The organism is Ruegeria arenilitoris (genome assembly GCF_013030985.1).
Lineage (GTDB): Bacteria > Pseudomonadota > Alphaproteobacteria > Rhodobacterales > Rhodobacteraceae > Ruegeria > Ruegeria arenilitoris_B.
Window position 1 is genome coordinate 841,471 of record NZ_WPYP01000001.1, and the last position, 25,112, is coordinate 866,582.

At 60.6% G+C, this 25,112-nt stretch carries 26 protein-coding genes and 1 tRNA gene; 13 read left to right on the plus strand and 14 right to left on the minus strand.

Annotation, left to right across the window (positions count from 1 at the left end; genetic code table 11):
- Positions 1-20 precede the first annotated feature (20 nt).
- Together GOX88_RS04145 and GOX88_RS04150 are read right to left on the minus strand one after the other, a co-directional pair.
- Complete coding sequence (locus GOX88_RS04145) at positions 21-860, minus strand: isocitrate lyase/PEP mutase family protein (protein ID WP_170399543.1); 840 nt, start codon at positions 858-860, stop codon at positions 21-23.
- A 79-nt stretch (positions 861-939) separates the two neighbouring features.
- A complete protein-coding gene (locus GOX88_RS04150; RefSeq protein WP_170399546.1) occupies positions 940-2,358 on the minus strand; it encodes a protein adenylyltransferase SelO in 1,419 nt (472 codons plus the stop codon).
- 87 nt (positions 2,359-2,445) lie between these two features.
- Here GOX88_RS04150 and GOX88_RS04155 point away from each other — a divergent pair, with 87 nt between their 5' ends.
- Complete coding sequence (locus GOX88_RS04155; RefSeq protein WP_170399549.1) at positions 2,446-2,865, plus strand: cupin domain-containing protein; 420 nt, start codon at positions 2,446-2,448, stop codon at positions 2,863-2,865.
- A gap of 36 nt (positions 2,866-2,901) precedes the next feature.
- Here GOX88_RS04155 and GOX88_RS04160 read toward each other — a convergent pair whose 3' ends face one another.
- Positions 2,902-4,128, minus strand: coding sequence for a hypothetical protein (locus GOX88_RS04160; RefSeq protein ID WP_170399552.1), 1,227 nt, complete (start codon positions 4,126-4,128; stop codon positions 2,902-2,904).
- A gap of 187 nt (positions 4,129-4,315) precedes the next feature.
- Positions 4,316-5,419, minus strand: a complete 1,104-nt coding sequence (locus tag GOX88_RS04165) for an anhydro-N-acetylmuramic acid kinase (RefSeq protein WP_170399555.1) — start codon at positions 5,417-5,419, stop codon at positions 4,316-4,318.
- Between the two features lie 211 nt (positions 5,420-5,630).
- Between GOX88_RS04165 and GOX88_RS04170 the strand changes: the two genes are divergently transcribed.
- Together GOX88_RS04170 and tyrS are read left to right on the plus strand one after the other, a co-directional pair.
- Positions 5,631-6,896: an MFS transporter gene (locus GOX88_RS04170; protein WP_170399558.1), complete on the plus strand. Its 1,266-nt coding sequence runs from the start codon at positions 5,631-5,633 to the stop codon at positions 6,894-6,896.
- 91 nt (positions 6,897-6,987) lie between these two features.
- A complete protein-coding gene (gene tyrS, locus GOX88_RS04175; RefSeq protein ID WP_170399561.1) occupies positions 6,988-8,241 on the plus strand; it encodes a tyrosine--tRNA ligase in 1,254 nt (417 codons plus the stop codon).
- An 85-nt stretch (positions 8,242-8,326) separates the two neighbouring features.
- Here tyrS and GOX88_RS04180 read toward each other — a convergent pair whose 3' ends face one another.
- The gene (locus GOX88_RS04180; protein WP_170399564.1) at positions 8,327-9,289 is read right to left on the minus strand and encodes a hypothetical protein; all 963 of its coding nucleotides are present in this window, start codon (positions 9,287-9,289) and stop codon (positions 8,327-8,329) included.
- Between the two features lie 209 nt (positions 9,290-9,498).
- On the opposite strand from GOX88_RS04180, the gene GOX88_RS04185 reads away from it, so the two are divergent.
- Both GOX88_RS04185 and GOX88_RS04190 read left to right on the plus strand, forming a co-directional pair.
- Positions 9,499-10,254: a 3-hydroxyacyl-CoA dehydrogenase gene (locus tag GOX88_RS04185; RefSeq protein ID WP_170399567.1), complete on the plus strand. Its 756-nt coding sequence runs from the start codon at positions 9,499-9,501 to the stop codon at positions 10,252-10,254.
- A gap of 9 nt (positions 10,255-10,263) precedes the next feature.
- Positions 10,264-10,815, plus strand: a complete 552-nt coding sequence (locus GOX88_RS04190) for a sugar O-acetyltransferase (RefSeq protein ID WP_170399570.1) — start codon at positions 10,264-10,266, stop codon at positions 10,813-10,815.
- Here the strand turns inward: GOX88_RS04190 and GOX88_RS04195 are convergent.
- From GOX88_RS04195 to GOX88_RS04205, 3 genes are all read right to left on the minus strand, one after another.
- Positions 10,812-12,620, minus strand: coding sequence for an ABC-F family ATP-binding cassette domain-containing protein (locus GOX88_RS04195; protein WP_254436145.1), 1,809 nt, complete (start codon positions 12,618-12,620; stop codon positions 10,812-10,814). The genes GOX88_RS04190 and GOX88_RS04195 overlap by 4 nt on opposite strands.
- 41 nt (positions 12,621-12,661) lie before the next feature.
- On the minus strand, positions 12,662-13,396 hold the full coding sequence (locus GOX88_RS04200) for a GNAT family N-acetyltransferase (RefSeq protein WP_170399576.1): 735 nt from the start codon (positions 13,394-13,396) through the stop codon (positions 12,662-12,664).
- A gap of 94 nt (positions 13,397-13,490) precedes the next feature.
- Positions 13,491-13,970: an outer membrane protein assembly factor BamE gene (locus tag GOX88_RS04205; protein WP_170399578.1), complete on the minus strand. Its 480-nt coding sequence runs from the start codon at positions 13,968-13,970 to the stop codon at positions 13,491-13,493.
- Positions 13,971-14,055: 85 nt separating this feature from the next.
- Between GOX88_RS04205 and GOX88_RS04210 the strand changes: the two genes are divergently transcribed.
- From GOX88_RS04210 to GOX88_RS04245, 8 genes are all read left to right on the plus strand, one after another.
- The gene (locus GOX88_RS04210; RefSeq protein WP_170399581.1) at positions 14,056-14,592 is read left to right on the plus strand and encodes a YceD family protein; all 537 of its coding nucleotides are present in this window, start codon (positions 14,056-14,058) and stop codon (positions 14,590-14,592) included.
- A gap of 206 nt (positions 14,593-14,798) precedes the next feature.
- Positions 14,799-15,005 carry a 50S ribosomal protein L32 gene (gene rpmF / locus GOX88_RS04215; RefSeq protein ID WP_008756996.1) on the plus strand — a complete coding sequence of 69 codons (207 nt, stop codon included), beginning with the start codon at positions 14,799-14,801 and terminating at the stop codon, positions 15,003-15,005.
- A gap of 23 nt (positions 15,006-15,028) precedes the next feature.
- The gene (plsX, locus tag GOX88_RS04220; RefSeq protein ID WP_170399584.1) at positions 15,029-16,117 is read left to right on the plus strand and encodes a phosphate acyltransferase PlsX; all 1,089 of its coding nucleotides are present in this window, start codon (positions 15,029-15,031) and stop codon (positions 16,115-16,117) included.
- Positions 16,118-16,138: 21 nt separating this feature from the next.
- Complete coding sequence (locus GOX88_RS04225; RefSeq protein ID WP_170399587.1) at positions 16,139-17,110, plus strand: beta-ketoacyl-ACP synthase III; 972 nt, start codon at positions 16,139-16,141, stop codon at positions 17,108-17,110.
- Positions 17,111-17,206: 96 nt separating this feature from the next.
- Positions 17,207-17,509 (plus strand): integration host factor subunit alpha, encoded by a 303-nt coding sequence (ihfA, locus tag GOX88_RS04230; protein ID WP_008755922.1) that lies wholly within the window; start codon positions 17,207-17,209, stop codon positions 17,507-17,509.
- An 18-nt stretch (positions 17,510-17,527) separates the two neighbouring features.
- A complete protein-coding gene (locus tag GOX88_RS04235; protein ID WP_170399589.1) occupies positions 17,528-18,145 on the plus strand; it encodes a MerR family transcriptional regulator in 618 nt (205 codons plus the stop codon).
- A gap of 62 nt (positions 18,146-18,207) precedes the next feature.
- Positions 18,208-18,284 (plus strand) — tRNA-Pro (locus GOX88_RS04240).
- A 61-nt stretch (positions 18,285-18,345) separates the two neighbouring features.
- Positions 18,346-19,425, plus strand: coding sequence for a 2'-deoxycytidine 5'-triphosphate deaminase (locus GOX88_RS04245; RefSeq protein ID WP_170399592.1), 1,080 nt, complete (start codon positions 18,346-18,348; stop codon positions 19,423-19,425).
- Here the strand turns inward: GOX88_RS04245 and GOX88_RS04250 are convergent.
- The 6 genes from GOX88_RS04250 to argS form a co-directional block, all read right to left on the minus strand.
- Positions 19,422-19,646, minus strand: coding sequence for a hypothetical protein (locus GOX88_RS04250; protein WP_170399595.1), 225 nt, complete (start codon positions 19,644-19,646; stop codon positions 19,422-19,424). The two genes, GOX88_RS04245 and GOX88_RS04250, sit on opposite strands and share 4 nt — an antisense overlap.
- 64 nt (positions 19,647-19,710) lie before the next feature.
- Positions 19,711-20,367: an SMC-Scp complex subunit ScpB gene (gene scpB / locus GOX88_RS04255; protein ID WP_170399598.1), complete on the minus strand. Its 657-nt coding sequence runs from the start codon at positions 20,365-20,367 to the stop codon at positions 19,711-19,713.
- Positions 20,360-21,154 (minus strand): segregation and condensation protein A, encoded by a 795-nt coding sequence (locus GOX88_RS04260; RefSeq protein WP_170325216.1) that lies wholly within the window; start codon positions 21,152-21,154, stop codon positions 20,360-20,362. Before GOX88_RS04260 ends, scpB begins: the two co-directional genes overlap by 8 nt.
- Positions 21,144-22,151 carry a beta-N-acetylhexosaminidase gene (gene nagZ / locus GOX88_RS04265; RefSeq protein ID WP_170399601.1) on the minus strand — a complete coding sequence of 336 codons (1,008 nt, stop codon included), beginning with the start codon at positions 22,149-22,151 and terminating at the stop codon, positions 21,144-21,146. The genes GOX88_RS04260 and nagZ overlap by 11 nt, the downstream gene beginning before the upstream one ends.
- Complete coding sequence (locus GOX88_RS04270; RefSeq protein ID WP_254443272.1) at positions 22,148-23,260, minus strand: SPOR domain-containing protein; 1,113 nt, start codon at positions 23,258-23,260, stop codon at positions 22,148-22,150. The genes nagZ and GOX88_RS04270 overlap by 4 nt, the downstream gene beginning before the upstream one ends.
- Positions 23,261-23,299: 39 nt before the next feature.
- Positions 23,300-25,045 carry an arginine--tRNA ligase gene (gene argS / locus GOX88_RS04275; protein WP_170399604.1) on the minus strand — a complete coding sequence of 582 codons (1,746 nt, stop codon included), beginning with the start codon at positions 25,043-25,045 and terminating at the stop codon, positions 23,300-23,302.
- Positions 25,046-25,112: the final 67 nt, after the last annotated feature.

Genomic DNA, 25,112 nt, shown 5'->3' on the forward strand with positions numbered 1-25,112 from the left:
CCTGACTTGATACCGGATGGTTATTGGCGATCCGATAGCTTGCGTTGCGACATCACTTCAGTGATCGCATCTCCGGACATCGCATCACGGGCATAGGTAAAGGTTCCCAGGTCCCTGACCTCAAGCGCGGCACGTTGCAACGCTCCGAATGCAGCACGGGCAAACGATCCCCCCACGCTGATCCGCCTGACCCCGGCCTCGGACAGTTGCGCGACGGTATATGTCGGCGCTTGCAGCCCCATCACAACATTCACGGGCTTGTCCAAAGCGCTGCAAACAGTTCGGATTGCCTCGATATCCGGAAGCCCGGGCGCATAAAGAACATCCGCGCCAGCGTCCGAGAACGCCTGCAGGCGTCTGATCGTGTCCGACAGGTCTTTTCGCCCCCACAGAAAACCCTCGGCCCGGGCAGTCAACAGAAACGGTTTTCCCCGCAAGGCGTCCGCCGCCGCACGAATGCGGTCGACCGCAATTGGCAGTGCGTAGATCGGATCGCTTTCATCACCCGTGGCATCTTCGATGGATCCACCGACCAAGCCTATATCGATGGCCTGCCTGATCGTTTCCGCGCAGGCTTCGGGGCTAGCGCCAAACCCGTCTTCCAGATCGGCGGTGACCGGCAAATCCGTCGCCTGAACAATCTCGGCTGCATTCAACAGAATTTCGTCCCGACCAAGGCTGGCAAATGAATCCCGCTTACCTTTGGAAAAGGCGTATCCGGCGCTTGTGGATGCCAATGCGTCGAACCCCATGCTGGCCAGCAACCGCGCAGAGCCCGCATCCCAGGGGTTCGGAATAACAAATGCTTCATCCTTGTCGTGAAGCGCTTTGAAGCGTTCGTATTTTGTGTTCTGGTTCACGTCGCATCCTCCTGGCAGTGGGGAGTATAGCTTTCCGGAACCCTCAGAGAACCGTTTTCTCAGCCTCTTTGAGGCCACGTCACGTCCCGCAGAACGTCGCGCGGACCACTTCCTGTTCGGTCGGAGGATAGGTCAGATCAACCGCCTCTGGCTGAGCGGTGTAGGGCCGCGCCAGAACTTTGGTCAAACGATGGAACGGGGCATAGTCGCCCTGAACAGCCGCCTGTATCATCTGCTCGACCCGGTGGTTGCGGGGGATGAAGGCGGGGTTGGCGGTGTTCATCACTGCCTGCGGGTCCTGTTCCCGTTTCAACCGCGCCTGCCAGCCGACGGCCCATGCGTCAAAGGCCTCGGGCGTCAGGAACTGATCGCGTGCATTGTCACCGCCCAGCGCCCGGAACGTGTTGGTGAAATCGGCGCTGTTATGTGCCATCCGGGTCAGCAGATCGGTGATCAGGGCTTCGTCGTCATCCTCTTTGTTGGTCAGGCCAATCTTGGCCCGGAACCGCCCCAGCCATTCCTGATGGATCAGACCCGGCATGGCGTGCACGATCTCGGTGGCTTCTTCGACGGCGGCCTCGGGGTCGTCAACCTGCTGGATCAGCGCCGTTGCCAGTTGCGCAAGGTTCCACACCGCAATGTCCGGCTGGTTGGAATAGGCATAGCGCCCCATCTGGTCGATCGAGCTGTAGACCGTATTCGGATGATAGCTGTCCATGAAAGCGCAGGGCCCATAGTCGATGGTTTCCCCGGCAATCGAGCAATTGTCGGTATTCATCACCCCATGAATGAACCCCACGCTCATCCACTGTGCGATCAACTGCGCCTGCGCATCCCGCACCGCGCGTAGCAGGCCCATTGGCCCATCGGCATTCGGGTAATGTCGGGCAATGGAGTAATCGGTCAGTTTCCGCAGGTTTTCGATCTGCCCGCGCCCGGCAAACACCTGAAACGTCCCCACGCGCAGATGGCTTTGCGCCACGCGGGTCAGCACCGCGCCGGGCATCGGGCCTTCGCGCAAAACGATCTCTCCGGTCTCTACCGCCGCCAGCGCACGGGTGGTCGGGATGCCCAGCGCGTGCATCGCCTCGGACACTACGTATTCGCGCAGCACTGGTCCTAGCCATGCCCGGCCATCCCCTCTGCGGCTAAACGGTGTAGGGCCAGAGCCCTTCAACTGGATGTCCCGCCGGATGCCATCGGTGCCGACTGTTTCACCCAGCAGAACCGCACGCCCGTCGCCAAGCTGAGGGTTATAGCTGCCGAATTGGTGCCCCGAGTAAAGCTGCGCAATCGGCTCGGCCCCATCAGGCAGCGTGTTACCCGCAAAAGCTTCGGCCATCTCATGCACGTCACCGGGAGTGATACGCAGGATTTGCGCCAATTCCTCGTTAAATGCGACCAGCCGTGGCGCGCGCACCGGTATTGGCGCTTGCCGCGCATAGAAGCTGTTGGGAAGCCGGGCGTAGCTGTTGTCAAACGGGATCGTCAGGGTCATGCCGCAAACATATTGCTGAAACACACGAATACCATAGCGGATCGCGCGCCTGCGTGCATAATCGCGCCAAACAACACCGAGGACCCTATGACCGCGCAAGAGATCATCGACCACCTGAACCTGGCACGCCACCCCGAGGGCGGCTGGTTTCGCGAGACATGGCGTGCGGAAAACAAGGGCCGCGCCACAGGTACCTGTATCTATTTCCTGCTGCCAAAGGGTGAGCGCAGCCACTGGCACCGTGTCGACGCGACCGAGATCTGGCTGTATCACGCCGGCGCGCCGCTGACCCTGTCGCTCAGCGCCACGGATGACGGCCCCGCAACCGACCACCTGCTGACGCCGGACCTGACCAAGGGCGCACCGCAGGTCATCGTGCCCGAGAACCACTGGCAATCGGCGCAAACCACCGGAGACTACACTCTGGTCAGTTGCACCGTCTCACCGGGGTTCGAGTTCGACGGGTTCGTTCTGGCCGAGCCTGGATTTGACATCCCGCGGGGGTAGCCCCCGACCGAACTGCCATGAGACAGGCCCTGTCCGTTATCCCGCTGCGGTCAGCAAATTGACAAGCAACCAAAACTCAGCCGCAAACAGCGTCAGGACAAGGACACTGGCTGCGGTGAAACCAACCGTGTAGGCGCGGCGGTAGGGGCGCATCATGTCATCCATCTGTGATTGCGTCAGCCGACCCTGAACTGTCTCAAGACTTTTTATGAACCGGGGCATCATTGGGGTATTGCGCGCGATGAGCGTGCCAAGACCCCGCCCCAAAAACCAAAGTCCCGGAAGAAGTGGCGGAATACAGGCTATTCCCAGCATCACGGCCGCTTGTGTTCCGCCTTCCCGAAACACCCCGACAATGTTCACCCAATCGGAATGCACTTGTTCTGGCGTTGTTGTCATTATGGCGAAAAGGACGAAAACCATTACGATCGGCGCGATCAGCGCCAGCATCAACCCTATAGCTACGCTACCAATCATCCCAACCAGGATCATTGCACCGCCGCTGTCGTACCATCGCAAGGCGCTCAGGATTTCGACGGTCGCGACAAAGGCCAGCCATGTGACCACCGCAACAATCAAAATGAAGACCACCATGGCGCCCTGCGTGGCGCTGGTTTCACCCAGATACCCCAATGCAACACCGGCATAGGCACAAGTTATGCCTAACAGAGCCATCAACCGCTCGGACGGAAACAACATCACCAAAGGGATAGACAGCGTCAAAAGGCCGTTGTTTCCGAAGTAAATCATGTGCAAGACGACGAAGGCAAAAAAGCTGACAATTACAATAAAGTCGTAATGCGGCTTAACCGCATCAGGGAAGCGCTCGCTTATCGTGTCTCTGTCCGCGGCGGCAACGACGAGCAGGATCATTGGAACAACAGAAACAGCTGTTTGGAACCATCTTTTGCCTTCCGGAACGTCAGGCTTGAAAAAGCTCCATTCTCCAATCGTGGTGATATCAAACATCGCCCAGCCGAGGTAAATCGCACTCGTCACGAAACCCGAAGACAGTCCAATTGCCCATGCCGCCGTTTTCAAGGTGAACGGCGTTGCATCATACCTGCGGCTAAAAGCAACCGTTTCGTTCGCGCTGGGATGAATAAAGGTGGAAAGACCGTGCAGCAGGTAAAGACCAACCGTGTTTGGGCGGCTCTGCGGGTCTGCAATCAGGGACAGTTCAGCCGGGCTGGGGTTGCGCGCACGATGGCCAACCAGCGCGACCACAAACACAAAAAACGAAGCGATTAGAATACTTTCCAAAAATCTTCTCCACCAAAGAAATCGCGGATTGTTTCACCGCGAATTGTGGTCAATTTAAGGCCCTGACCATCGTTGAACGTCATGTGGTGAAGACGATCACTCGTGCACCACAAAACAAGAGCACTGGCCCAGAGGGAAATCCGCCAAGGCTAATCCGGCAAGGAGCATTTGAAATGTCTTAAACTGCTCAGACCGCGCTCAGCACCCCGCCCCCGACCAGCGCCTTAACCCCTGTCGTGCCCGGGCATGAGGTCGGCAATCCACGCGCCACCCGCACGGCCAGATAGGCAAAGGCCTGCGCCTCGAGCATGTCTCCGTCCAGGCCCACGGCTTCGACCGGTTCAACCGGACAATCGAGCGACACGCGCAGCATCTCCATCAGCACCGGGTTGTGGCGTCCACCTCCGGTTACCAACACGCGCGAGGGCTGTTTCGGGCAATGCTCCATCCCCTGCACCACGCCCGCTGCGCACATGCCCGTCAGGGTAGCGACGGCGTCGGCGTCGGACAGCTCCTGTACCAGCCCGATCATCTCGGCAAAGTCGTTGCGGTCCAGTGATTTTGGCGGCATCCGAGCAAAAAACGGCTCGGCCAGAAACAATTCCAGCGCGCCGGTCTCGACCGTGCCGCCACGTGCCACCGCGCCGTCGCGGTCCATTGGCAGGCCAAGCCGGGCCTGCATCAGATCGTCCACAGGTGCATTGGCCGGACCTGTATCGAAGGCAAGCAACGCGCCGGGGGTTTCGGGCCCGTCAAAGCTGGGGTCCACATAGGTCAGGTTCCCTACGCCGCCGAGGTTCAGGAAACACAGCGGCTCGGTCGCGCCGATCCATTTGGCACAGGCAAAGTGGAAGAATGGCGCCAGCGGGGCGCCCTCGCCCCCCATCGCCACGTCATCGCTGCGGAAATCCCAGACGACCGGCACGCCCAGCGCCTGCGCCAGCCCCTTGCCGTCGCCCACCTGCAACGTACCCCGTCCACTTGGTTCATGTGCAAGGGTCTGGCCGTGGAACCCGATCAGGTCGACGTCTTCGAACTCTGACAATGCCTCGGCATGGGCAAAGGTCACCAGTTCGGCCGCCTTGTCCACCGCAGGTCCGTGCCAATGGCCAAGGGCAGCGCGCAGATCGGCGCGTTCGGCCTCGGAATAAGCGCGGTAGCCGCTGGGCCCGAAACCGATGATCCGGTGCCCGTCCGTTTCGACCACAGCCGTATCCACACCGTCCAGCGACGTGCCAGACATCGCACCCAGGGCCTTGATCGGCCCGCCTTTCCTGATCGCCCGGTTCACGCTCACCTCTTATGTTTCTTGGCATCGACTGCGCGACGCGGCGCGCCAAACCTGCACGTTTCACGCGGCCCAAGGCAAGACAGAACGCACCTTCCGCGTGTATTTTTGACGCCATGTGCGCGCCTGCAACCACATCGCGCCAGTCGGAACAGTTGCACCAAAGCCCGGGCTGAGTAACCATTGCAGTCATCTGCATGCCAAACGGACAGCCATGACGGACATTGAGACACCCAAGCAACCCGCCGGAGGGCGCAATTACCAGCTGATCTTCTGGTCGGGGTCGCTGGCGACGATTGGCGGGCAGTTGGTGAACCCTAATCTGGTGCTGCCGTTTCTATACCTGGCCCTGGGGGCGCCGACGTTCTTTGCGGGTCTGCTGCTGCCGTTTGTGACCGGATCGCGACTGATTGCCGAGATTTTCATGTCGCCGTTCATCAATCGGGTGACCCGCGCGAAACTGGCGGTCTACGTGCCCAACATCCTGACCGCCGCGATTCTGGCCATCGTCGCCCTGTTCGCAACCGATCTGCCCAATGTGATGATCGTGCTGCTGTTCCTGACGACCGCTTTGATCATGGGTCTGTGTCAGGGCATCACCAGTTTGGGCACCAGCCAGATCTACGGCATCTCTGTGCCCAATGAGAAACGCAACCGGATGGTGTTTGCGCAGGCTACGATCTCGGGCATTCTGGCCATCCTTGTCGTCTGGATAACCCGAGATCTGCTGGCCTCGGACCAGCCGATGCAGCGCCACATTGTCGTCCTGTGGTGCGGGGTCATTGCGATGTTCGCCGCCGGGATCAGCTTTGCCGGTGTACGCCTGCTGGAAGAGGAACAGGCCCGCGCGCCTGCGCCTGCAGAAAAACCCAGACCGCTGGCCGAACTGGTGACCGGGTTCAAAACCGGCATGGCCTATACGTGGTATCGCAAGTTCCTGACTGCCCGGCTGATCTTTGTCTCGGTGGAACTGGCAATGCCGTTCTATACGATCCATGCGGCGACCTTCCACGTGGGGACCAAACACGCACTAAGCTATTTTGTCATGGCGGCCAGTCTGGGGATGGTGCTCGGCTCGATCATCTGGGGTTGGCTCAGCGGGCGGATCTCGGTCAAGCCGGTGATGTGGCTGGGCTGCCTGATCTCGGCGGTTTCGGCCCTCATGGCGCTGGCCTTCACCTTCATGGGCTATGCGCAGAATGTCTGGATCTATGCGCTGGTCATTCTGCTGCTGTCGCTGGGTGGGAACGGAGTGATCTACGGGCGGTACCTCTACATCATCGAAATGACCTCGGAAAAGGAACGCCCTTATCTGGTGGCCCTCGGAGATGTCAGTGCCGGTCTGGTCGGGATGGTCTTTGCCGCGATCCTTGGCGCGGTGGCGCATCTGCACGATCCGGTGACACCGATCCTGGCCTTGGCTGTGCTCAACCTGATCGCAATGCTCTATGCCTTCCGCTTGCCACCAACCAAAAGCTGACACAGGCCCCCGTAATGTTGGAAAAGGTGCCTTTTCCTTACCCAACGCGCCGCCTATACAGTGCCCGCAACTTCAACCCAAAGGGCACGATATGACCTACCATCCCAAATCGGATTTCATCGCCACGATGATCGAGCGCGGCTTTCTCGCCGACTGCACCGATTATCAGGGCCTTGACGAAGCGCTGATGAGTGGATGCAAGCCGGCCTATATCGGCTTTGATGCAACGGCCAAGTCGTTGCATGTGGGCAGCCTGATCCAGATCATGATGCTGCGCTGGTTTCAGAAAACAGGCCACCAGCCAATCACCCTGATGGGTGGCGGCACCACCAAGGTGGGCGACCCGTCGTTCCGCGCGGATGAGCGCCCCCTGCTGGGCCCCGAACAGATCGACGAAAACATCGCAGGCATCAAAAAGGTGTTCTCGGCCTATATCGACTATGACTGCGACGCCGAGAACAAGGCGCTGATGCTGAACAATGCCGAATGGCTGGACGAGTTGAACTACCTCGATTTCCTGCGCGATATCGGACGGCATTTCTCGGTCAACCGGATGCTGTCGTTTGAATCCGTGAAATCGCGGCTGGATCGCGAACAGTCGCTGAGCTTCCTCGAGTTCAACTACATGATCCTGCAGGCCTATGACTTCCTTGAGCTGAACCGCCGCTATGGCTGCGTACTGCAGATGGGCGGCAGTGATCAGTGGGGCAATATCGTCAACGGGATCGACCTGACCCGTCGCGTGCTGGATCACGAGATCTACGGCCTGACCTCGCCCCTGCTGACCACCAGTGATGGCAAGAAGATGGGCAAGTCTCAGGACGGCGCGGTGTGGCTGAACGCCGACATGCGTTCGCCCTATGAGTTCTGGCAGTTCTGGCGTAACACCACCGATGCAGACGTCGGGCGGTTCCTGAAGCTCTACACCGAAATGCCGGTGGATGAGTGTGACCGTTTGGGCGCGCTGCAGGGGTCCGAGATCAACGAAGCCAAGATCCGTCTTGCCAACGAGGTGACCACCCTGGCCCACGGCGCTCAGGCCGCGGCAACCGCCGAAGCCACCGCACGCGAAGTGTTCGAAAAAGGCGGCGTTGGGGGCGATCTTCCGACCCTGACGCTCAGCGTTGATGAGTTGGGCGACGGCATGTCCATTGTGCAGATCATCGTGAAATCGGGGCTGGCGAAGTCGGGGAAAGAGGCCAAGCGCCTGATCGCCGAAAACGGCGCCAAGCTGGACGACGCGCCGCTGACCGATGCCGGGATGATGATCGACGCAGGTGCACTGTCATCACCGATCAAGCTGAGCGCGGGCAAGAAGCGCCACGCGCTGGTGCAACTGGGCTGATCGATACTCGATCCGAACAAAAGACGGCCACCCGATCGGGTGGCCGTTTTCGTTTTCTGCATTGCGGTTTCAGGCCTCAGCAGGATTAGCGTTTGCCGCCCTTGCCGCCGCCGTTGCCGCCGCCATTATGGCCGCCGTTACCGTGGCCGCCTTTGCCGCCACCTTTGCCATCGCCGTTGCTGCCACCGTTGCCGTGACCCCCGCCGCCGTGGCCAGAGCCATTCCCGTGACCGTTGTTGCCCCCACCGTTGCCGGTTCCGGGGCCGGATCCGCCGTTGTTTCCTCCGCCATTGCCAGAGTTTCCGTTGTTTCCGTTCCCGTTGCCGGGGCCACCATTGTTGCCGCCATTGCCAGAGTTTCCGTTGTTTCCGTTCCCGTTGCCGGGGCCACCATTGTTGCCGCCGTTTCCGCCACCATTGTTGCCGCCGTTGCCGCCGCCATTGTTGCCGCCGTTCCCGCCGCCATTGTTGCCGCCGTTCCCGCCGCCATTGTTGCCGCCGTTCCCGCCGCCATTGTTGCCGCCGTTCCCGCCGCCATTGCCGCCGCCGTTGCCGCCGCCACCGCCATTGCCGGGATCACCGCCGTCACCGGGGTCGCCCCCTCCATCACCGGGTCCGCCCCCGTCGCCAGGGCCGCCACCGCCATCACCGGGGTTTCCACCCCCGCCTCCGCCGCCGGAACCCGAGTCATTGCCGTTGTCCGAATCGAACTCTGCAAACAGATCGCTACCGCGCGACTCGCCCGGGTTCCCCGACGCGCTAATCGAGCCTGTCGGCTGGTCGGTCAACAAAGCGGCCAATCCGGGGCACTGTGCGGACGTATTGCGCAGCGTCGCTGGGAAATCCGACCGCTCTTGCAGACGTTTCAGAAAGCTGGGCGTCACCTGCTGGCAATCGCACATCGTCTGATAATCCCCGCGATTTGCGGCGTCCCGCGCCGTTTTCCAGTTACAGACCTCGGGGGCTGCGGCTGCACTGCTTGCAGCCGTCACTGCCAGAAACGGTGCTGTCACCAGCACGGGAATTCCCACCTTCAAACTCTTGACCATAACGCTTGTCTCCTTGCACGACGCGTACTTGACGCGCCATTTCGCCTGATATCGATGTGAGACCTGCGCATTAAGCAGACTTAAAGATCTTCTGAGAATGGCTTGAGAAACGCCCGGAATCGCAGAAAATTGGCGTCAAAATGATGGACATCACCTAAATCGTCAGATTAACTGAACACATGTTCATATCTTGAGGGGAAGGAGCCGTCATGCAATTGTCCACTACAGCCGCGGTTGTCACCGGCGGGGCCTCGGGCCTGGGTGAGGCCACCGCCCGCCATTTCGCGGACCAAGGTGCACAGGTCACCATTCTGGACCGCGACGCCGAACGCGGCGCACAGGTTGCTTCGGAAATCGGCGGGCATTTCGTGGAAACGGACGTAACCGACGAAACATCAGTCGCGGCGGCAATTGCGCAGGCCATGGACAAGATGGGCCGGATCACGGCTGCGGTGAACTGTGCCGGTATTGCCTATGGCATAAAGACGGTCGGAAAAGACGGCCCGCACCCTCTGGACGCGTTTCAGCGCACGATCGACATCAATCTGGTCGGCACCTTCAACGTCTCGCGCCTGGCTGCACCCGAGATGGCCAAGAACGACCCCGAGCCGGACGGCGCGCGCGGCGTGATCATCAATACAGCCTCAATCGCGGCGTTTGACGGGCAAAAGGGACAGGCGGCCTACGCGGCCTCAAAAGGTGGTGTGGTGGGGATGACCCTGCCGATGGCGCGCGATCTGGCCTCGACCGGCGTCCGGGTGATGACCATCGCACCTGGCATTTTCATGACCCCCATGCTGGCCGGTTTGCCCGAAGAGGTACAACAGCAGCTGGCCGCCGACGTCCCCAACCCGGCTCGTTTGGGCGACCCGCGTGAATACGGGCGGCTGGCCGGGTTCATCGTTGAAATGGGCTACCTGAACGGAGAGGTCATCCGCATCGACGGCGCCCTGCGGATGCGGTAAGCCTGGCGCATGACCGAGCGGGAAAAGATGCAGGCCGGGCAGTGGTATTGCTGTTTGGACTCGGAGTTGGACGCCCTGCGCGCACAAGCACGGCGCGCGGTTCATGCGCATAACACCTGCCCCCCGGATAGCCGTAGCGCAATGGCACCTGAACTACAGGCGCTTTTTGCCAGCACCGGGCCGGATTGCTTTCTCGAAGCCCCGTTTCACTGCGCCTATGGAATGAACATCCACCTCGGCGCGCGGGTTTTTTTCAACGCCGGATGCGTGGTTCTGGACACGGCGCCGGTGCGGATCGGGGATGACACGATGTTTGGCCCGCACGTCCAGATCTATTGCGCCCAACACGCCAAAGACCCGGCTGAGCGGGCGCAGGGGCTGGAAATTGGACTACCGGTGACCATCGGCCGGAATGTCTGGGTCGGCGGTGGAGCCATCCTGATGCCCGGTATCACCATCGGCGATAACGCCACCATCGGTGCGGGCAGCGTCGTGACCAAAGACGTCGCCGCCGGAGAAACGGTGGTGGGCAACCCTGCCCGACCGATGCCCCGGCCCTAGGCGCCCTCAGCCTTTTCTTCCAACGTCAGCCATTCTTCTTCGGCGGCGGCCAGTTTTTCCTGCCGTTCGACCAGCGCTTCGGTCGCCTTCTGGAATTTGACCGGCTCGCGGGTGAAGAGTTCGGGGTCGGACATAAGCTCTTCCAGCTTGCCGATCTCGGCCTCAAGGCGTTCAATTTCGGCAGGCAGTTTCTCAAGCCGGTGCTTTTCCGAGAATGACAGGCCGGATTTCGGCTGGTTCTCTTGCTTTATTTTTGGCTTGGAAGTCTTTGCTTTTTCTTCTTTCTTCGGAAGAAGGTCACCTCGCTGCGCAATGTAGTCCGACCACCCGCCCGCATAGACGGTGGCGCGGCCATTGCCCTCCATCGCGATGGTCGTGGTGGCGACGCGGTCCAGAAAATCCCGGTCGTGGCTGACCAGAAGAACAGTGCCGTCGTAGTCGTCCAGCAGTTCCTGCAACAGGTCCAGTGTTTCGACATCCAGATCGTTGGTCGGTTCGTCCAGCACCAGAAGGTTCGAGGATTTGGCCATTAGCTTGGCCAGCAACAACCGCGCTTTTTCGCCGCCCGACAAGGACTTAACCGCCGCTCTTGCCTGCCGTTCGTCGAACAGGAACTCCTTGAGGTAGCCGACCACGTGTTTGGGTTGCCCGCCGACCATCACCTGATCGGCCTTGCCCGACACCCGCATCTCGGGGTCACCGGTCAGGCTGTCCCAGAGGCTCATCTCGGGGTCGAGCTGCGCGCGGGCCTGGTCGAACATTGCGATCTCAAGGTTGGTGCCCAGTGTCACCGAACCCTCATCCGGCTGCTCCTGCCCCAGCAGCATCTTCAGCAGCGTCGTCTTGCCCACACCGTTGGGACCAACAAAGGCCACGCGGTCACCGCGTTGTACCAAGAGGTCAAAGTTCCGAACAATCTGCTGCGCGTCAAAAGTCTTGGCCAAGCCTTTGGCCTCAATCACCTTTCGCCCGGATTTTGGCCCGGCCTCCAGCGTCATCGCGGCCGAGCCCTGACGTTTGATCTGCGCCGCCTTCTCAGCCCGCAATGCCTGTAAGGCCCGCACCCGGCCCTGATTGCGTTTGCGGCGGGCACTGATGCCTTCCACGGCCCATTTGCCCTCGGACTTGATCAGGCGGTTCAGCTTGTGGCGCTGTTGGTCTTCTTCTTCCCAGACCTTGTCACGCCAAGTCTCAAAGGCGTCGAACCCCTGCTCCTGCCGCCGCACTGCGCCACGGTCGATCCACAGCGTTGCACGGGTCAGCGCGCGCAAAAACGCACGGTCGTGCGAGATCAGCACGAATGCCGCGCGGGTCGACCCCAACTCGCGCTCCAACCACGCGATAGCCTCGATATCCAGATGGTTGGTCGGTTCGTCCAGCAGCATCAGGTCGGGCGCCTCGGCCATCAGCTTGGCCAGCGCCGCACGCCGCCGTTCCCCGCCCGAGGCGGTTTCGACCGCACGCGAGGGATCAAACTTTAGCCCTTCACCGGCGCGTTCGACCTTGTACAGCTCACCCGGTTCCAATCCGCTGGAGGCATAGTCGCCCAGCGTGGCGAACCCCTCCATCGTCGGGTCTTGTTCCATGTAGCCAACGGATTTTCCCGGCGGCACCACGATATCGCCGTGATCGGGTTCAACCAGACCGGCCATCACTTTCATCAACGTGGATTTACCGGACCCGTTTCGCCCGACCAGCGCCACGCGGTCACCCGGTTGAACCACCAGATCAAGCTCGGAAAACACCGGATCGCCCCCGAAGGTTAGGGAAATACCGGACATTTGCAACAAAGGAATTCTCGCCATGCCCGCCAGCTAAACTGGCAGGGCCAAGGCGTCAACGGCGATTACCCGGCAACCGCCCGCAGCAGACGTTTGCGCGCAGGGGGAATCGCGCCAATTTCCAGCCCGGTAAAGACATGCAGCGTGTTCATGCGCCGATCCACAACCGCGTGATCGCTGACCCAGCCGCCCATCATCAGATAGGTTCGCAACAACGGCGGCATCCTCAGCATTGCCTTTTTCGCATCCGGCTTGCGGCGCAAGCGCGCGGCGAACCGGAACACATTCGGAGCTTTTACCCGTGGCAGCCAGCGCTTCGGCGCCAGATGCCGATGTTTCAGCATGGCAAACGCGTCCAGATACTCCTCGGTCTCGGTTCCGGCGAAAGAAGAACAGCCAAACAGCATCTCGACGCCGTTCTGATCGACGTAAGCCGTCATTGCGCCCCAAGCGACGCGCAGAATGTCCGGGTCGGTCCAGTCGGGGTGGACGCAGAACCGCCCCATCTCGACCATGCGCCCTTCGAATCCTTGCAAAGCTGAAAGTTCGTAGAATTGCGCCGAATAGCTGCGCGTGACCTCGGTGCCATTTTCCATGGTCAGCATACGAAAGCAGCAGACCAGCTGCCCGCCTTCGCGCAAATCTTCGACCAGGATATGCGAGCAGACCGGATCGAAATTGTCCTGATCGGTGTGATCCGTGCCAAAAGCCAGCGTACGCAACTGCTGCGCAGCCGCCACATCCTGCGGCGATTGCGCCAGACGGGCGCGATATCGGCCTTTGCCGAGCAATAGTGCCATGGTTGCATCCTCCGCGGTTGCCAACCCGTTACATCTTGCTGCGTCAGTACCACAGTATGTGTGACTGTCGTGTGACCAGATCAAGATGTGGCTTTTACTGCTGGGATGTTCCCGGGATGTTGGCTGGGTTAAAGTTGCCGATGTTACCCAACAGCTGTCGGATGAACCCCTGCCCCTGAATCGTCGATTCGGTCACGCGGCGGTCCAACGGAACGACGATGCCATCCTCAAGCCCGAACCGTTCGATGTTCCGAACGACGCCCCGATCATCAAAGCTGATCGCCACCAGTTCGCGCGAGACGACTTCGGGTCTCTTCGGCCCATAGTGGCGAATGCGCGATCGGACATAATAGAACCCGGAATCGCGGACCACGCCAGATGAACTTGGCGCGCCAACGGCCTCAAGCACACTGTCGCGGGTGTCGACCCCTACTTTGATCTCGGCTAGATCCTCAGGGGGTGGGATGTACCCGTGATTCTTGAAGACCGGGGTACATGCACTGGCCGCTGCCAGACAGGCCGCAAAGGCAAGCGTTCTGGACGCCGGTTTCAACCTGTTCACAACCTTCAACATTTACACCCTCTTGCCTTGGCCCCGTGCGGGCCCTATCCGCTTACATCAAACCGCAGCCCCGGTTCAACACAGGAAAGGGTCACGAATGAGCAACCAGACATCTCTGCGGGTGGCCGACCTGCCCCAGAACGCAGCCACCCCCTTTGACTTACGCCCAGACAGCAAGGCGTTGGAGGCGATCCGGAACGATCTGGGTCTGCTTGGCCTGCGCAAGCTCAGCTTTGTGGGTGACGTAAGGGCACAAGGCAAACGCGACTGGGCGTTGAACGGAAAACTGGGCGCCACGGTGATTCAGCCCTGCGTGGTGACGCTGGAACCGGTGACCACCCGCATCGACATTCCCGTAACACGGGTCTTTGTTGCCGACTGGGTTGATCCTGAAGAGCCCGAGTTCGAAGTCCCCGAGGATGACGAGACCGAACAGCTGGGCGCCGAGATCGACCCGGCGCTTGTCATGGTCGAGGCCCTGTCGCTGGCGCTGCCCCAATATCCGCGTAAAGAAGGGGCTGAACTGGGTCCGGCCGACTTTACTGAACCCGGAAAACAGGCAATGACCGACGAAGACGTCAAGCCGTTTGCCGGGTTGGCAGGTTTGCGCGACGCTATGAAAAAAGACGAGTGACATAGGTCTGTTTTCCTGTCATAGCAGGCGCTCAGAAAAATCGCTTGAACATGTCGAGAATCGCAGTATTTTCGCGCGCTCATCGGAATTTGGGTTGGACAACGTGGGGCTCGTACCCTAAACGCGCGTCAAACCACGAGAAAAACGAAGAATGAAACCCGGTCGGCGGCGAATCTGCTGACCCTCAGTAGACAAAGGTTGAGACCATGGCCGTCCAACAGAACAAAGTTTCCAAGTCGCGTCGCAACAACCGCCGCGCACACGACGCTCTGGTTGCTGCAAACCCGAACGAATGCCCGAACTGCGGTGAGCTGAAGCGCCCGCACCACGTGTGCGCGTCCTGCGGTCACTATGATGATCGTGAAGTCGTCGCGCAAGCCGACGAAATCGATCTGGACGAAGACGCGGCCTAAGCCTTTAAAAGCGCAGGCAAGGCATGACAGATCAGCCCACGCACGCCGGACGGATTACCATCTCGGTTGACGCTATGGGCGGAGACTCGGGGCCCGCAACTGTTGTTGCGGGCATTGCCAAATCGGCAAGCATAAATCCCGATATCGCATTCGTCCTGCACGGGCCTGAGCAAACGCTGCGCAAACTTGTCGCCAAACGGCGTGTCCTGCAGGGGCGCGTCGTTTTTCGTGATTCCCCGGATGTGGTCACGATGGAGGACAAGCCCAGTCAGGTTGTTCGCAACGGCAAACAGACCTCGATGTGGTCGACGCTGGATTCGGTGCGCGCAGGCGAAGCGCATGGCGCTGTTTCCTGTGGCAACACCGGCGCTCTGATGGCGCTGTCGATGATGCGGCTGCGCAAATTGCCGGGCGTGAACCGTCCGGCGATTGCGATTCTGTGGCCGTCGCGCAACCCGCAGGGGTTCAACGTGATGCTGGACGTGGGCGCGGATGTGCGCGCCGACGCCAAGGATCTGCTACAATATGCGTTGATGGGCGCGTCCTATGCCCGCAATGGCATGGCGCTGGAACGTCCGCGCATCGGTCTGCTGAATGTGGGCACCGAAGAACACAAGGGCCGCGCCGAGCTGAAAGAGGCGCACGCGATGATCTCTGACTTCGCAGAGCAGGCGAAATTCGATTTCGTCGGCTTCGTCGAAGGCAGCGACATTCCCGGTGACAAGGCAGATGTCATTGTAACCGATGGGTTTACCGGCAACGTCGCGATCAAGACCGGCGAAGGCACGGCCAGCCTGATCGGCGATCTGCTGCGCCAGGCGTTCAAGTATTCGCCCCTGTCGCGGCTGGCCTCGGTTCTGGCGATCACCTCGCTGAACCGTCTGAAGAAACGTATCGACCCGCGCCGTGTGAATGGCGGAGTTTTCCTTGGCCTCAACGGAACCGTGGTCAAATCGCACGGTGGCGCGGACGCTACCGGAGTCTCAGCGGCAGTCAAACTGGCCTTTACTCTGGCCCAGTCTGGTTTCGCCGAAAAATTGGCGGCACGGGTTGCATCAACAGCCGAGCTTGCACAAGATGCCGTCCACACGCCGCCAAAGGCCGGCGAATAACAAAAAAGGCAGTACCCCAACATGGCAGGCCGTTCAGTTGTCGTAGGTGTCGGACATTATTTGCCAGAGCGCGTTGTTCCGAACTCCGAGTTTGAAAAGACGCTCGATACAACGGATGAGTGGATCAGAACCCGCTCGGGTATCGAACGCCGCCATTTTGCTGCCGATGATGAATCCACCTCGGATCTGGCCACCAAGGCGGCCGAAGCCGCGCTGGCCGATGCGGGCCTGACGGTGGACGATATCGATGCGATCATCGTGGCGACCTCGACAGCCGATCTGACTTTCCCGTCCGCCGCAACCATGGTTCAGGCGCGGCTGGGCATGACCAAGGGCTTTGCCTTTGACGTTCAGGCCGTCTGCGCCGGGTTCGTCTTTGCGCTCAGCAACGCCAACGCCCTGATCCTTTCCGGTCAGGCCAAACGGGTTCTGGTGATCGGGGCCGAAACCTTCTCGCGAATCATGGACTGGACAGACCGATCGACCTGCGTTCTGTTCGGCGATGGTGCTGGTGCGCTGGTTCTTGAACTGCAAGAAGGTGAAGGCACGTCCGATGACCGCGGTATTCTGGCCACCGATCTGAATTCGGACGGGCGGTACAAGGACCTGCTTTATGTGGATGGCGGCGTGTCGACCCAATCGACCGGCCATTTGCGGATGCAGGGCAATCAGGTCTTCCGCCATGCCGTTGAAAAACTGGCAAAAACTGCGGAAACCGCACTGGGGGCCGCTGGCCTCGGAAGCGCGGATGTCGACTGGATCGTACCGCATCAGGCCAATATCCGCATCATTCAGGGCACGGCCAAGAAAATGGGCCTGCCGATGGAGAACGTGGTCGTCACTGTGCAGGACCACGGCAACACCTCTGCCGCGTCGATTCCGTTGGCGCTGTCCGTGGGCAAACAGCGTGGGCAGATCAAGCGGGGCGATCTGATCGTGACCGAAGCCATCGGTGGCGGTCTGGCCTGGGGTGCGGTTGTCCTGCGCTGGTAACCGGCGCAAAACGGCTTACACACAGGCCTGCAATTCATTGATATTGACAGCGAATTTCCCCTCGCCCTATTCTTTGGTATCAACAGGGGAAATGGTATGGGCGATAAAACACTGACCCGAATGGATCTGAGCGAGGCCGTCTTTCGCGAGGTTGGCCTGTCACGCAACGAAAGTGCGCAGCTGGTCGAAAGCGTTCTGAACCACATGTCCGATGCGCTGGTGCGCGGCGAACAGGTTAAGATCTCGTCTTTTGGCACCTTCAGCGTTCGGGACAAGACCGCCCGCATTGGCCGCAACCCCAAAACCGGTGAAGAGGTTCCGATTCAGCCTCGCCGGGTTCTGACTTTCCGCCCGTCGCACCTGATGAAGGATCGCGTCGCGGCAGGGAACCGCAAGTAAGATCAGGGCGGCAAGGTCATGAGCAAGTCCCCCGACGCGTTTCGCACAATCAGTGAAGTTGCGGATTGGCTGGGCGTTCAGGCTCATGTTCTGCGATTCTGGGAAAGCCGTTTCAATCAGGTGAAACCTGTGAAACGCGCCGGGGGTCGGCGGTATTACCGGCCCAATGACATGCGCCTTCTGGGCGGAATCAAAAAGCTGCTGCACGAGGACGGGATCACCATCAAGGGCGTCCAACGCATCCTGCGCGAACAGGGCGTCGCGCATGTCGCGGCGCTGTCGCAGGGGCTGGATGAAGTCGCCGAGCCTGAGACCCCGAAAAACGACAGCGTTGTTGTTCCCTTCACGTCAAAATCAGCCCCGGCCAGCGAACAAATCGATCTGGACTTGGGCGATTCCGAAGCCGCCCCCACGCCCCCGCAGGCAGCGGAGGTCCCGCAGGCTAAACCCGCATCAGAAAAGACCGCCCCGCAAGCCGAGCCGGAGTATTTGGATGAAAGCCCCTTGTTGGGCGGAATCGCAACGCAGGCGTGGAATCGTACCGAGTTTGACGACAAGTTGCTGAAACAGATCGCACCGGTGGCTAAGGATCTGCGCGCCGTTCTGCACCGCATTGAAAACCGATCGGCGGGATAAGAAAAAAAGGCGATGATTTCCTCTTGCCCCTGCCGGGAAAGTCTTTATGAACACCTCAACGTCGGGCTATGGCGCAGCCTGGTAGCGCGTCCGTCTGGGGGACGGAAGGTCGCAGGTTCGAGTCCTGCTAGCCCGACCAAATCACACCGACGTTTATGGCAAACAGGCCAGATCCCGCTCTGGCATCAGGGGGGATCGGAATGACAGGTGTATGTCCAAACCAGCAGATCGAAGGCATGATTGCACGCGGTGAGATCACCGCCATCCCCGATGTCATACCGGCGCAGGTTCAACCCGCCAGCCTTGATTTGCGTCTGGGAACAGTGGCTTACCGCGTGCGCGCATCGTTTCTGGCCGGCGAAGGGCGGTCCGTCGCCGACCGTCTGGCCGAATTCGAAATGCACCGTATCGACATATCCGACGGCGCCGTGCTGGAAAAAGGCTGCGTCTATCTGGTGCCGCTGATGGAATCGCTTGCTCTGCCCGCCAGCGTGACAGCTGTGGCCAACGCCAAAAGCTCCACCGGGCGGTTGGACCTGTTGACCCGTACTATCACCGATGGCGGCACCGAGTTCGACCGGGTGCCTGCGGGTTATACCGGGCCGCTTTATGCCGAGATTTGCCCCCGTTCCTTCTCGGTTCTGGTGCGTCCGGGTATGCGGCTGAACCAGATTCGCTTCCGTCAGGGTCAGGCGGTGCTCAGCGACGCAGAACTGACGGCGCTGCATAACGACTCGCCGCTTGTCGATGGCCCGGCGGTCATTCAGGACGGGCTGGGTTTTTCGGTCGATCTGCAACTGCCCGATACCGATCTGGTGGGCTACCGCGCCAAGCCGCATACCGGAGTGATCGATCTGGACCGGATTGGCGAATATGACCCGCAGGAATACTGGGAAGAAGTGCGTACCCGTGATGGCCGCATCATCCTGGACCCCGGTGCGTTCTACATCCTGGTCAGCCGCGAGGCCGTTCACATTCCACCGATGTACGCCGCCGAAATGGCCCCTTATCTGGCGATGGTCGGTGAATTCCGGGTGCATTATGCCGGTTTCTTCGATCCGGGCTTCGGCCACGCCGAAGCCGGCGGTGCCGGGTCGCGCGGTGTACTGGAAGTGCGCTGCCACGAGGCGCCCTTCGTGCTGGAGCACGGCCAGGTCGTCGGGCGGCTGGTCTATGAGAAGATGGCGGAAATGCCCACGCAGCTTTATGGCGCGGGCATTGCGTCAAACTATCAGGGACAGGGACTGAAACTGTCCAAGCATTTCAAGGCTGTTGGCTAGAACTTCATGAACCGGCGCATTTGGCGGGTCACCCGCTGTGCCTGTTTCAGGTGCTGCGGCGGGCGTTGGCCATTGTCTTGCGGGCGGTTAGCGCCCCCGGTTTGCTGATCCGACTTGCCACCCATGCGGCTGGCCATGTCAAAGCCCTTGTCCACGCCTTTGCTGACAAGGCGACGCATGACCTGACGTACGATCATGTCGATGATCCGATTGGCGTTCATTGCTCAACTCCGTTTCTTGCCGTCCAACATAGGGTTTTGATGTGACAACAAAAGGGCCGTCCGATCACTCTTCCTCGAACAGTTCGGTCTGATCTTCATCTTCCACGTCCTCTCGTCCCTCACCCAGAGGGATCGTGCCCGGTGGCGGCCTGTTCTCAAGCAACCCGGCCGCGCGCAGTTCCTTGAGGCCCGGCAGGTCACGTGCGTTCTCGAGCCCGAAATGGTCAAGGAATTGCGGTGTCACCACAAAGGTCACCGGACGGCCGGGTGTCATACGACGGCGGCCCAGACGTATCCACTCCATCTCCAGCAGCTGATCAATGGTCCCGCGTGAGACCGAGACCCCACGGATTTCCTCGATCTCTGCCCGCGTGCAGGGCTGGTGATAAGCCACGATGGCCAGTGTTTCGATGGCAGCCCGGCTGAGCTTGCGGGTCTCGACCGTTTCCTTCTGCATCAGGAAACCCAGATCGGGGGCGGTACGAATGGCCCAGGCCTCGCCGACGCGGACCACGCGAACACCACGGCCTTCATAGCGTTTCTGAAGCATTTCAACCGCTTGCGCCGCATCGCTGCCATGGGGCATCCGTGCCTCAAGGTCAGCAATCGTCACCGGCTCGGCACTGGCGAACAGCACGGCTTCGACCATCCGTTCCTGTTCCGCAATGGGCGGTGCTTCGAACAGGGTGCCGGTGCCTTCGTCTTCGGGGGCGTCAGTCACGAGTGTCAGTCCTCTTGCGCAGATGGATCGGAGCAAAGGTTTCGCTTTGCTTGATCTCCATATGTCCTTCTTTCACCAACTCCAATGAGGCCGCAAAGGTCGCCGCCGTGGCCGACCTGCGCCGTACCGGGTCGGCATCCCAGCCGTCGGGCAGATAGGTCTCCATATCGGTCCAGGTGCCCGCGAATCCGATCAGCGGCCGCATCCGCTCCAGCGCCTGTTCCATCGTGAACACGGCGTCGCGGTCCATGACAAAGGGGCGGAATTCGTCGCGGGTGCGAATGCGCGCATACCCCTGCATCAGGTCCAGTAGCGTGGCGGAATAGGTGACGGTCCGGATGCGGGTGATATCCTCGCCCTGCCCCCGTTTAAAGAAATCACGGCCCAGCTGGTCACGTGCCATCAGGCGGGCCGCGGAGTCGCGCATGGCCTGCAGGCGCTCCAGCTGGAACGCCAGATGCGCGGCCAGTTCTTCGCCCGATGGTCCTTCGTCATCCGGGTCGGGCGGCAGCAGCAGGCGGGATTTCAGAAAGGCGAGCCAGGCGGCCATCACCAGATAGTCGGCCGCCAGCTCGATCCGCAGTGCACGGGCCTTTTCCACGAAGGCCAGATATTGCTGTGCCAGCGCCAGTACCGAGATTTTCCGCAGGTCGACCTTTTGCGTACGCGACAGGGTCAGCAGCACGTCCAGCGGGCCTTCGAAGCCGTCGACGTCAACGATCAGGGCTTCGGCCGCAAGACGATCCGCGACCGAGACCGGGTCTTCGCTGAAAAGATTATCGTTCATATACCTGCCCGCCCATTAGGGCAGATAGTTCCGCCTCGGCGGCCTGGATGTCAAGTTCCACAGGCTTTTGCCGCATTGCCAGCGCCTTTTCTGCGCGCTTCCCGGCCTGTTCCGTCATTTCTCCGGCGGCCTCCAGCACCTTGGCGCGGGCGTCAAACGTGCCGTTGCAATGCAGAACCACATCACACCCGGCATCCAGCGCCTGACGCGCGATATCCTCAGCCGCGCCGCTGAGGGCCTTCATCGAGATGTCATCGGTCATGATCAGCCCGTCGAACCCGATCTTGTCGCGGATCAGGCCAATCATGGTGGGCGAAATCGTTGCCGGTTTCGGGTCGATCCGGTCATAGACCAGATGCGCGGTCATCCCCATCGGCAGGTCATTCAATGCACGAAACGGGACGAAATCAGCCTGTTCCAGCGCGTTCTGTGTCAGATCCACATGTGGCAGATCATGGTGGCTGTCGAGCGTGGACAGGCCATGACCCGGCATATGCTTGATAACGGGCAAAACGCCGCCATCCAGATGGCCCCTGGCGACGGCCTTTCCCAGCCGCGAAACCTGTTTGGGGTCAGAACCATAGCAGCGGTTTTTCAGAAACGCGTGCGTATTGTCCCGCGCCAGATCGACCATCGGTGCGCAGTTGCTGTCGATGCCCAGCCCGAACAACTCATCGGCGATCAGACGATAACGCAGATACATCGCCCGTTCGGCCTGATCGCCGGCCCGTGCGGTATGATCCAGTGGCGGCAACCAATCGCGGGCGAGAGGCGCGCGCAGGCGCTGGACCCGACCGCCCTCCTGATCGATTGTGATGGGGCAATTGCGACCCACGGCCTCGCGGAAGTCATCGCACAGGGCGCGGACCTGATCGGCGGTGTCGATATTGCGCGCAAACAAAATGAACCCAAACGGGTTCATCTCGCGAAACAGTTTCTTTTCCTGTGGCGTCAGGCGTAGGCCTTCGGCGTCGGTGATGGCCGCACCAAAACTCACCGAGCGGCCACCGGAATGCAATCGGCACCACTCGCCTCAAGCGCAGCACAGAATTGGCGTGAGTCGCTCAGGTCATCGAACCCCAACACACGCAGTCGATAGAACGTGCGGCCCCCACGTGAAGTTTTCTGGATAACGCGCTGTTTTCCATCCATATAATCGCCAAATCGATTATTCAAACGATCCCATTCCGCACGCGCCACATCCGAGCTTTCATAAGCCCCAAGCTGCGCCATCCGGGTGCCCTTGGACAGGGTGTCAGGATCAATATCTACGCCGACAGCAGCTTTGACAGCAGCGTTGATTGCGTCTTCGGTGCTGCTGTTCGAGGTGATGCGGTTGGGTGTTGCGCGGGCTGGGCGGGTCACCGGGCGCAAGGACCTGCGAACCCCTGGCAATGCTGCCAGTTCCGGGTCGGGCTGTTGCGCGGCCAGATCAGCGGGGTCGATTGCAGGTTCTTCTTCCGGCAAAGACAGGGCAGCCAGTTGCACGCCCTCTTCCGCCGGTTCGTCAATCCGGGCTGCGTCCCCAGCCAGCTCCGAAACCAATGCGTCCACCGTACCCTGACGCAGTTCGGCGGCTTCTTGATTGGAAATCTCTTCCTGAACCACATGCACGGCCGGAGTGGGTTTCAGCGGCTCAACCGGCGTGTCCTCGTCGGTCAGCGATACCGGACGCGGGGCAAGGATCAGGCGGTCCGCAGGCGGTGCGGCGGTTCCCACCGCAGCAACGGCATTGACAGCCAGACCCTGATGATCCGCGGGTGTTCCGCCGGGGTTTTCGGGCTGAATGCGCATCGGCCCTTCGATAGCTCTTACGACCGGTACACCGGAAACATCGCGCATCACCAGCTTGTAACCCCAGACGCCGATCCCGGCGACCAGAGCGAGAGAGGCGACCGCGCCCATCGCGTTGACGATACGGCTCAACCCCGCTGCGCGCGGAACCTCTTCATATCCGTGCATGTCGTCGGAATACTCGTACCCATCCTTAGGATGCGGTTGATTCGTGTAATGCATCTGCTCGGGGCGCATCTGCCCCGAGTAATCGTAACGTGCCATGTCCGCCTCACCGCCCGATAGCGCCTTAAAACGTGGCGCGCGGGTCATTTCTTGCCTACCTCGTACCGGTGCGTCGGGCGGTGTTTGTTACCGCATCTCCTGCGCCGGAGTGACGCCAAGAATACCCAAGCCCGCTGAAATCACAACAGAAACAGCCCGGGCCAATGCGATTTTTGACTGGCTTGTGGCAACATCGCCATCCTGGATGAACCGCAGTTGGGTTTCATCGTTGCCCTTGTTCCACAGCGCGTGGAAGTCCCCCGCAAGCTCATACAGGTAGAAGGCAACGCGGTGCGGCTCGTTGGTGCGCGCGGCGATTTCAACCAGACGCGGCCATTCGGCCAGCTTCTTGGCCACGGTCAGTTCCGAGGCATGGTCGTTCTTGCTCAGATCCGCCCCGCCGAGGGTCGCATCATCGGCTGCAATCCCAGCCTCGGCTGCGCGGCGCAGCACGCTCATCACGCGGGCATGGGCGTATTGCACGTAGAACACGGGGTTCTCGCGGCTTTGCTCCAGCACCTTGTCGAAGTCAAAGTCCAACGGCGCGTCGTTCTTGCGGGTGAGCATCACGAAACGGGTGACGTCCGGCCCAACCTGATCGACCACATCGCGCAGGGTGACAAAGTTCCCTGCCCGCTTGGACATCTTGAACGGCTCGCCGTTTTTCCACAGCTTCACCAGCTGCGTCAGCTTGATATCCAGCGGCACCTTGCCATCGGACAGCGCCGACACAGCCGCCTTCATCCGTTTGACATAACCCCCGTGGTCCGCGCCGAACACGTCGATCAGCGCGTCAAAGCCACGGGTTACCTTGTCATAGTGATAGGCGATATCCGGGGCGAAATAGGTCCAGCTGCCGTCCGATTTCTTGACCGGGCGATCGACGTCGTCGCCGTGCTCGGTGGATTTGAACAGGGTCTGCTCGCGCGGCTCCCAATCTTCGGGCTTCTTGCCCTTTGGCGGCTCCAGCACGCCTTCGTAGATCAGGCCCTTCTCAGTCAGCGACTCCAGCGCTGCCTCAATCCGGCCGGTGCCATAGAGCGATTTCTCAGAGAAAAACACATCCATCTCAACGCCCAGCGCCTTCAGGTCGGCCCGGATCAGGTCCATCATTGCCTCGGTGGCAAAGTTGCGCAGATCCTCAAGCCATTCGCTTTCCGGCTTGTCGATCAGGCTGTCGCCATATTTCTCTTTCAGCGCCTCACCGATCGGGATCAGGTAGTCGCCAGGATACAGACCCTCGGCAATCTCGGGGCTGAGGCCATTGGCCTCGCGATACCGCTCATAGGACGAACGCGCCAGCACATCCACCTGCGCGCCACCGTCGTTGATGTAATACTCGCGGGTCACGTCATGGCCGGAATAGGCCAGCAAGCTCGCCAGGGCATCCCCGAACACAGCGCCCCGCGTATGGCCGACATGCAGCGGGCCAGTGGGGTTGGCCGAGACATATTCCACATTAACCTTCTGGCCATGACCCATGGTCGAGCGGCCATAGTCGGTGCCCTTCTCCAGCACCGCCGCCAGAACACCCTGCCAGACCGATGGTGCCAACCGCAGGTTCAGGAACCCCGGTCCGGCCACCTCGGCACTGGTGATCCGGTCATCCGCCGCCAGTTTGCCCGCCAGCACATCGGCGATGTCGCGCGGCTTCATCTTGGCCGGTTTCGCCAGCACCATCGCCGCGTTTGTCGCCATGTCGCCATGGGCGGCGTCGCGCGGCGGTTCGACCGCCACGTTGTCAAAGCTCAGCCCCTCGGGCAGCGCGCCTTCGGACTGCATCTGTGCCAGCGCGTCCAGTACAAGGCCGCGGATCTCGGAAAACAGGTTCATTTCGGGTGTCCTTTTGCTTGCCCGGCGGTTTACCACGCAAAGCGGCAAGGTCAATGCAAGCGATCAG